Source organism: Variovorax sp. 01T439_2, from assembly GCF_056398445.1.
On record NZ_JBFTPJ010000177.1, the window covers coordinates 1 to 7,855 of the forward strand.

Annotated in this window: 7 protein-coding genes; 4 read left to right on the forward strand and 3 right to left on the reverse strand. The window is 68.8% G+C overall.

The genetic code is table 11. The features are described 5' to 3' along the window. From AC1DOC_RS10910 to AC1DOC_RS10920, 3 genes are all read left to right on the forward strand, one after another. A partial coding sequence (locus tag AC1DOC_RS10910) for an FAD-dependent oxidoreductase (protein ID WP_478129790.1) occupies positions 1–1,260 on the forward strand: 1,260 nt, incomplete at its 5' end. 87 nt (positions 1,261–1,347) lie between these two features. Continuing rightward, the gene (locus AC1DOC_RS10915) at positions 1,348–2,706 is read left to right on the forward strand and encodes an esterase-like activity of phytase family protein (RefSeq protein WP_412512102.1); all 1,359 of its coding nucleotides are present in this window, start codon (positions 1,348–1,350) and stop codon (positions 2,704–2,706) included. A 49-nt stretch (positions 2,707–2,755) separates the two neighbouring features. Then, positions 2,756–3,730, forward strand: a complete 975-nt coding sequence (locus AC1DOC_RS10920; RefSeq protein ID WP_436288269.1) for a LysR family transcriptional regulator — start codon at positions 2,756–2,758, stop codon at positions 3,728–3,730. On the opposite strand, the gene AC1DOC_RS10925 is transcribed toward AC1DOC_RS10920, so the two are convergent. Genes AC1DOC_RS10925 through speD form a run of 3 tightly spaced genes read right to left on the reverse strand, consistent with a single transcriptional unit; the run spans position 3,672 to position 6,180 of the window. After that, positions 3,672–5,066 (reverse strand): aminopeptidase P N-terminal domain-containing protein, encoded by a 1,395-nt coding sequence (locus AC1DOC_RS10925; RefSeq protein ID WP_478083823.1) that lies wholly within the window; start codon positions 5,064–5,066, stop codon positions 3,672–3,674. The genes AC1DOC_RS10920 and AC1DOC_RS10925 overlap by 59 nt on opposite strands. Next, the gene (locus tag AC1DOC_RS10930) at positions 5,063–5,773 is read right to left on the reverse strand and encodes a nucleotidyltransferase family protein (RefSeq protein ID WP_062363884.1); all 711 of its coding nucleotides are present in this window, start codon (positions 5,771–5,773) and stop codon (positions 5,063–5,065) included. The genes AC1DOC_RS10925 and AC1DOC_RS10930 overlap by 4 nt, the downstream gene beginning before the upstream one ends. Before the next feature lie 26 nt (positions 5,774–5,799). After that, positions 5,800–6,180 (reverse strand): adenosylmethionine decarboxylase, encoded by a 381-nt coding sequence (gene speD / locus AC1DOC_RS10935; protein ID WP_015867999.1) that lies wholly within the window; start codon positions 6,178–6,180, stop codon positions 5,800–5,802. A 136-nt stretch (positions 6,181–6,316) separates the two neighbouring features. Between speD and AC1DOC_RS10940 the strand changes: the two genes are divergently transcribed. Beyond that, the coding region (locus AC1DOC_RS10940; RefSeq protein WP_478129791.1) for a transketolase family protein at positions 6,317–7,855 on the forward strand (1,539 nt) is incomplete at its 3' end.

Below are 7,855 nucleotides of genomic sequence, written 5' to 3' on the forward strand. Positions count from 1 at the left end.
GTGCAGGACCTGCTCGAGGAACTCGGCCTGCGCCGGCGCGTGGCGGGCCGCTGGGAATACGACGAGCGCCACCTCTGCCACAGCCCGCAGGAGCGGCTGTTCTTCCGCGGCGAATGGCAGGAAGGCCTGCTGCCCGTGCACGGCGTGGGCGCCGAGACGCATGCGCAGTACCGCAAGTTCGCGCAGCGCATCGACACGCTGCAGCACGCGGCGCACTTCGTCATTCCCACGCTCAAGGCCGACGTCACGCCCGAGCTGCTGGCGCTCGATGCCGTGAGCTTCGCGAACTGGCTCGACAGCGAGGGCTTCGGCGATGCGCAGCTGCGCTGGTACCTCGACTACTGCTGCCGCGACGACTACGGCGCGGGCATCGAAGAAGTCTCGGCCTGGGCCGGCATCCACTACTTCGCGAGCCGGCACGGCTTTCACGCGCCGGGCTCGTCGGGCAGTGGCGCCGATTCGAACGCCGAGCGCGACGGCGTGCTGACCTGGCCAGAGGGCAACGGCTGGCTCACGAAGCGGCTGGCCGGGCCGCTCGGCGATCGCCTGCACACCGGCCAGGCTGTCACGCGCATCGCCGATCTTCGCGGCGGCGTCGAGGTCGACGCATGGGACGCCGCGTCCAAATCATTGGTGCGCTGGCAGGCCGAGCGCTGCATCGTCGCGCTGCCGGTGTTCATCGCCGCGCGCGTGGTCGAGAACACGCCGCAGGTGTTGAAGAACGCCGCCGCGCAGCTGCGCTATGCCCCCTGGCTCGTGGCCAACGTGCACCTGCGCGGGCCGCTCGCCGACCGCCCCGGCGCCGCGCCGAGCTGGGACAACGTGATCCACGGCACGCGCGGCCTCGGCTATGTCGATGCGCGCCATCAGACGCTCGACCCCACGCCGCGCGGCACCGTGCTGAGCTGGTACCGCCCGCTCGGCCCGAGCCGCCATGACGGCGCCGACGGCCGCCGCCTGCTGCTCGAGCGGCCCTGGACCGGCTGGCGCGACGACCTGCTCGCCGAACTCTCGGTGCCGCATCCCGATCTGCCTGCGCTCGCGACGCGCATCGAGATCACGCGCTACGGCCACGCCATGTCGATCCCGCGGCCGGGGCTGCTCGCGCAGATCGGCGCGCAGCGCATGCCGCCGGACGCGGCGCACCGTGGCCGCGTCGTCGCGGGGCGGCTTTCGTTCGCGCATGCCGACTGGTCGGGCTACTCGATCTTCGAGGAGGCGTTCACGCGCGGGCACGTCGCGGGCGCGGCGCTGGGCTGAAGCCGCAGGGGCCTGCCGGCCATGTCATGGCCGCGTCACGCGTGGCCGGCATGGTCTCGCGTTTCGACACGGAACCTCTCTTTCCCAATGACGCGTCCTGCCTCTTTCATTTCTTCTTTCATCGCGCTGGCCGCCGCGCTCGCCTGCGGCCATGCCGCTGCACAGACCGCCTTCCCCGCCACGCTCGCGGGCCACGCCGTGCTGCCCGCGCAAAGCTTTGTCGCTGCGCCCAAGGACGCGCCCGCCGACCTGCAGGTGAGCGGCAAGTTCACCTCGGGCAAGCGCGTGGAGGCGGTGGGCACCATCGAAGGCCTCTCCGGCGGGCGCGGCACCGGCGTCTCGCTGCCCTTCAAGGGCCAGCCGCTGCAGGGCCACTCGGGCATCAAGAAGATGGACGACGGCACGTTCTGGATCCTCACCGACAACGGCGCCGGCGCCAAGGCCAACTCGCCCGACTTCATGCTCTACCTGAACCACTACAAGGTGGACTTCAAGAGCGGCAGGTTCAACCGCCTGAACACCATCTTCCTTCACGACCCGGACAAGAAGGTGCCGTTCCGCATCGTCCATGAAGGCACGAAGCAGCGCTACCTGACCGGCTCCGACTTCGACCCCGAGAGCTTCCAGTTTGCCGGCGGCGCGTTGTGGATCGGCGAGGAGTTCGGCCCCTTCCTGATCAAGGCCGATCTGAAGGGCAAGGTGCTCGCGGTGTTCGACACCGAGGTCGACGGCAAGGCCGTGCGCTCGCCCGACCATCCGGCGCTCACCACGCCGGGCGCCCCGGGCGGCACGGTCGATTTCCAGGTCAAGCGCTCCAAGGGCTTCGAAGGCATGGCGGCCTCGAAGGATGGCAGCAAGCTCTACGCGCTGCTCGAAGGCCCGGTGTGGAACGCCGAGGCCAAGGACTACGAACGTGTCGACGGCAAGGAAGCGCTGCGCGTGCTGGAGTTCGACGTGGCGTCTGAAAAATGGACCGGCCGCCACTGGAAGTACCCGCTCGAAGCCAACGGCCACGCCATCGGCGATTTCAACATGATCGACGCGACCACGGCGCTGGTCATCGAGCGCGACAACGGCGAAGGCACCAGCGACAAGGCCTGCCCCGAAGGCCAGAAGCGCAGCGACTGCTTCCACGACATCGCCAGGTTCAAGCGCGTCTACAAGATCGAGCTGAGCGATGCCAACGTGGGCGGCGCGGTGCGCAAGATCGGCTACATCGACCTGCTGAACATCGCCGACCCGGCCAGGCTCGCGCGCAAGCCGCTGAACGACGGCGTGCTCAAGTTCCCGTTCTTCACGATCGAGAACGTCGACGTGGTCGATGCCACGCACATCGTGGTGGGCAACGACAACAACCTGCCGTTCTCCAGCAGCCGCGAGCCCAACAAGGCGGACGACAACGAGCTGGTGCTGCTCGAAGCCGGCGCGCTGCTGCAGGCCAGGTAGGCGGCGCCGGCGCGAGCCGCCGGCGGAAGCGCGTCYTCATAATCCGCGCATGTCCCCCGAACTGCTCCCCGCGATCGCCGCCTTCGCACGCATTGCGCACCACGCCAGCTTCACGCGGGCGGCGCAAGAGCTGGGCGTATCGCCCTCGGCCCTGTCGCAGACCGTGCGCACGCTCGAGGCCCGGCTGGGCGTGCGCCTGCTCGACCGCACCACGCGGCGCGTCGGCGTGACCGAGCTGGGCCAGCAATTGCTCAAGGGCGCGCAGCCGGCGCTGGCCGCGCTCGCGCAGGCGGTCGAAGGCCTCGACGAGGCGCGCGACAAGCCGGCCGGGCTGCTGCGCCTGAACGTCGCGCGCGTGTCGGCCGAATTGCTGCTGAACCCGCACTTCGCGGACTTTGCCGAGGCCTATCCCGACATCACGCTGGAGCTGGTCTGCGACAACCGCATGATCGAACTGGTCGAAGGCGGCTTCGATGCCGGCATCCGGCTTGGCGAAAGCCTGGCGCAGGATGTGGTGGCCCTGCCGGTGGGTGGGCCGCAGCGCATGGTGACCCTCGCGTCGCCGCGCTACCTGGCGGGGCGCAGGCCACCGAAGACGCCCGAGGACCTGCGCGAGCACCAGTGCCTGAACTACCGCCTGACCACGGGCAGCCTCTATCGCTGGGAATACGCGCAGGACGGCCGCGTGCTCGATGTCGAAGTGGCCGGGCCGCTGATCAGCAACGACGGCGACGTGCTGCTGGCCGCCGCGCGCGACGGCGCGGGCATCATGGTGGCCTTCGAAGGCATGGTGCGCGGCGACCTGGAAAGCGGCCGCATGGTGCCGCTGCTCGAGCCCTGGTGGCCCACCTTTCCGGGCTTCTACCTGTACCACCCGAGCCGCGCGCAGATGCCGCGCAAGCTCAGGGTGTTCATCGACTTCCTGCAGGCGCGGCATGCGCCGCCGCCGGTGTCGCAGCGCGCCGTCAAGCTCGCATCAGTGCCTCGATCTCGTCCGCCTTCACCGGCACGCCGCGCGAAATGAGTTCGCAGCCGGTGGCCGTGACGATCGCGTCGTCCTCGATGCGGATGCCGATGTTGTGGAACTGCTCGGGTACGCCCTCGGCGGGGCGCACATAGATGCCGGGCTCCAGCGTCAGCACCATGCCGGGATGCAGGATGCGGCTCGGCCGGTTCTTGATGACTTCGTTGGACAGCGGGTCCTTGCGCTCGCTGACCTCGCCGACCTGCGTGGGCTCCACGTAGCTGCCGCAGTCGTGCACGTCCATGCCGAGCCAGTGGCCGGTGCGGTGCATGTAGAACTGGAAGTAGGCGCGCGAGTCGATCACGTCGTCGACGCTGCCCACCTTGCCGGCATCGAGCAGGCCCAGGTCGAGCATGCCCTGCGCCAGCACCTTGACGGCCGCATCGTGCGGATCGTTGAAGCGGTTGCCGGCCCTGGTGGCCGCGGCCGAGGCATCCTGGCTGGCCAGCACCAGGTCGTACAGCGCGCGCTGCGGGCCGCTGAACTTGCCGTTGGCGGGGAAGGTGCGGGTGATGTCGCTGGCGTAGCCGTCGAGCTCGCAGCCCGCGTCGATCAGCACCAGCTCGCCGCTGCGCACCGGCGCTGCGTCGGCGCGGTAGTGCAGCACGCAGGCATTGGCGCCCGCGGCCACGATGGAGCCGTAGGCCGGGTACTGCGAGCCGCCCAGGCGGAACTCGTGCAGCAGCTCGGCATCGAGGTGGTACTCGCGCACGTCCTTGCCTTCACGCAGCATGCGCGCCGACAGCTGCATCGCGCGGACGTGGGCGCGCGCGCTGATCTGCGCGGCGCGCCGCATGATGTCCTGCTCGTGGGCGTCCTTCACCAGGCGCATTTCGTCGAGCGGGCCGCACAGGTCGTGCAGTTCCTCGGGGCACAGCGCGCCGTAGCGCACGCGCGCGCGCACCGATTGCAGCCAGCCGTCGACGCGGGTTTCCAGGCCCTTGTGGATCGCGAACGGAAACCACACGGTCGACTTGCTCTCGAGCAGCTTCGGCAGCCGGGCGTCGAGCTCGCCGACCGAGAAGGCCTCGTCCACGCCAAGCGCCGCGGGGGCCGCGTCGGGGCCCAGGCGATAGCCGTCCCAGATCTCGCGCTCCAGGTCCTTGGGCGCGCAGAACAGCATGCTGCGGCCGTCGCCCGCGAGCACCAGCCAGGCGTTGGGTTCTGTGAAGCCGGTCAGGTAGTAGAAGTAGCTGTCGTGCCGGAACAGGAAGTCGCTGTCGCGGTTGCGCTGGCGCTCGGGCGCGGTCGGGACGATGGCGATGCCGTCCTTGCCCAGTTGCGAGGCGAGGCGCGCGCGGCGCTCGGCGTAGATCCGGTTGTCTTCTGAGGTCATCTTGGCGTGTTCAGTTGAAGAAGCCGTTCGGGCGTTCCCACATCGGTCCAGGGACCGGCATAGAGCTCGGCGCTCACGCGTTCATTGTCCATCGCGGCGCGCAGGATCGGGGCCAGCGGGGCTTTGGCGCCCGCCGGGTTGCCGGCCGGAATGCCGCAGTAAGGCAGCGCAAAGAGCGCGGCCCGGTAGAGGCCGATGGTCGAGAAGGTGTACTTCTCGGCCGCCGAATTGAGCGCCAGGCCTTCCGCGGAAATGCCGAAGTCGCCCTTCGGGTTGTGCGCCGGGTTCGGCACCAGCCACAGGTGCGCCAGCTTGCCGCTGGCCGCGAAGCGGTCCACCGAGGCCTGCGTGAAGGCGAAATCCGGCGCGAACACGTCGCCGGCCGCCACCCAGAAAATCTCGCCCAGTTGCGGCAGGGCGCGCACGATGCCGCCGGCCGTCTCGAGCGCTTCGCCGAAGTCATGGCCTTCGTCGGAGTATGAAATCGATAGCGCAGGATGCCCATCCAGCAAGGCATTGAGGCCGAAGCGGCTGGAGATCTTCTCGCCGAGCCAGGCGGTGTTGACCACCAGTTCGGTGAAGCCGCCGGCGGCCAGTGCCTCCATCGGCCACTGCATCAGCGGCTTGCCGTGCACTTCGAGCAGCGGCTTGGGCAGGCTATCGGTCAGCGGCCGCATGCGCTCGCCGCGGCCGGCGGCCAGGATCATCGCCCGTACCGCAGAAGAAGAAGGCTTCAAGCCGCCACCTTGCCGCGCAACAGCTCGTTGCGTTCGCTGTGGCCGGGCTTGAACAGAGAGACCAGGCATTCCATCAGCGCATGCGCCTTGGCCGAATGGTCGCCGCCGAAGTTGCACACGTAGACGTCGAGCGTGGCGCCGCGCTGTTCGGGCCAGGTGTGGATGCACAGGTGCGATTCGGCCAGCAGCACGGTGGCCGTGACGCCGCCCGGCCCTTGCGGCGTGGCCGGAAAGCCGTGGACCAGCTTGCCCACCGGCTGCAGCCCGGCGGCCGTTGCCGCCTTGAGGCAGACGGCGCCGAGCGCCTCCTTGTCGGTGAGCCATTGCATGGCGCATTGGCAGTCGTGGAGATCGGCGGTGAGGTGCAGCCCGTGCATGGGTGGCAACTCTAGCAGCCCGGGTGTCGCCAAAGAGCATCAGTGGGGTGTTCTGGCCGCTGCGGGAGGGGGTTGGAGCGAGGCCGGTAAAATCGCGGGTTCCCCCTAATCCACATTCCCCGAAAGCCCACCGCCCATGGCAAACCAAGCCCTGATGGCCAACGCGATTCGCGCGCTGGCCATGGATGCCGTCCAACAAGCAAACTCCGGCCATCCGGGCGCACCGATGGGCATGGCCGACATGGCCGTCGCACTCTGGGGCGAACACCTGCGCTACAACCCCGCGAACCCGCACTGGTTCGACCGCGACCGCTTCGTGCTGTCGAACGGCCACGCCTCGATGCTGCTGTATTCGGTGCTGCACCTCACGGGCTACGACCTGCCCATCAGCGAGCTCAAGAACTTCCGCCAGCTGCACAGCAAGACCGCGGGCCACCCCGAGGTCGACGTGACCCCCGGCGTGGAAACCACCACCGGCCCGCTGGGCCAGGGCATCACCAATGCCGTGGGCTTTGCGCTGGCCGAGAAGCTGCTCGCGGCCGAGTTCAACCGCAAGGACCACGCCATCGTCGACCACCACACCTACGCCTTCCYGGGCGACGGCTGCATGATGGAAGGCATCAGCCATGAAGCCTGCGCGCTGGCCGGCGCCTGGCACCTGAACAAGCTGATTGCGCTGTACGACGACAACGGCATCAGCATCGACGGCCAAGTCAAGCCCTGGTTCATCGACAACACCGAAGAACGCTTCAAGGCCTACGGCTGGAACGTGATCGGCCCGATCGACGGCAACGACGCCAAGGACGTGTCCAAGGCCATCGCCAAGGCGAAGAAGGAAGATTCGAAGCCCACCCTCATCATCTGCAAGACGCAGATCGGCAAGGGCAGCCCGAACCGCGCCAACACCGCCAAGGCCCATGGCGAGCCGCTGGGCGCCGACGAAATCGCGCTCACCCGCGCCGCGCTGAACTGGCCGTACGCGGCCTTCGAAGTGCCGCAGGAGGCGTATGCCGACTGGAACCACAAGGAAGAAGGCGCCAAGGCCGAAGCCGCCTGGAACGACCGCTTCGACGCCTACGCCAGGGCCTACCCCGGCCTGGCCGCCGAGTTCACCCGCCGCATGAAGGGCGAGCTGCCGAAGAACTTCCACCAGGTGGCGTTCGACACCGTGGTCGCCGCCCACACCAAGGGCGAAACCGTGGCCAGCCGCAAGGCCAGCCAGCTCGCGCTCGAGGCCTTCACCGCCGCGCTGCCCGAAATGCTCGGCGGCAGCGCCGACCTCACGGGCTCCAACCTCACCAACACCAAGAGCACCGCCGCGCTGCGCTTCGACGCCAAGACCGGCGCCGTGGTGCTGAATGCGCCAATCGCGACGCAGTCCCCGCAAGGCGCCGAAGACGAAGCCTCGCAGGGCGCAGCCGTCGAGCCGCCGCACGGCGAGATCGGCCGCCACATCAACTACGGCGTGCGCGAGTTCGGCATGGCGGCCATCATGAACGGCATTGCGCTGCATGGCGGCTTCATTCCCTACGGCGGCACCTTCCTGACCTTCAGCGACTACAGCCGCAACGCCATCCGCATGGCCGCGCTCATGAAGCGCCGCGTGGTGCACGTGTTCACGCACGACTCCATCGGCCTGGGCGARGACGGCCCGACSCACCAGTCGATCGAGCAT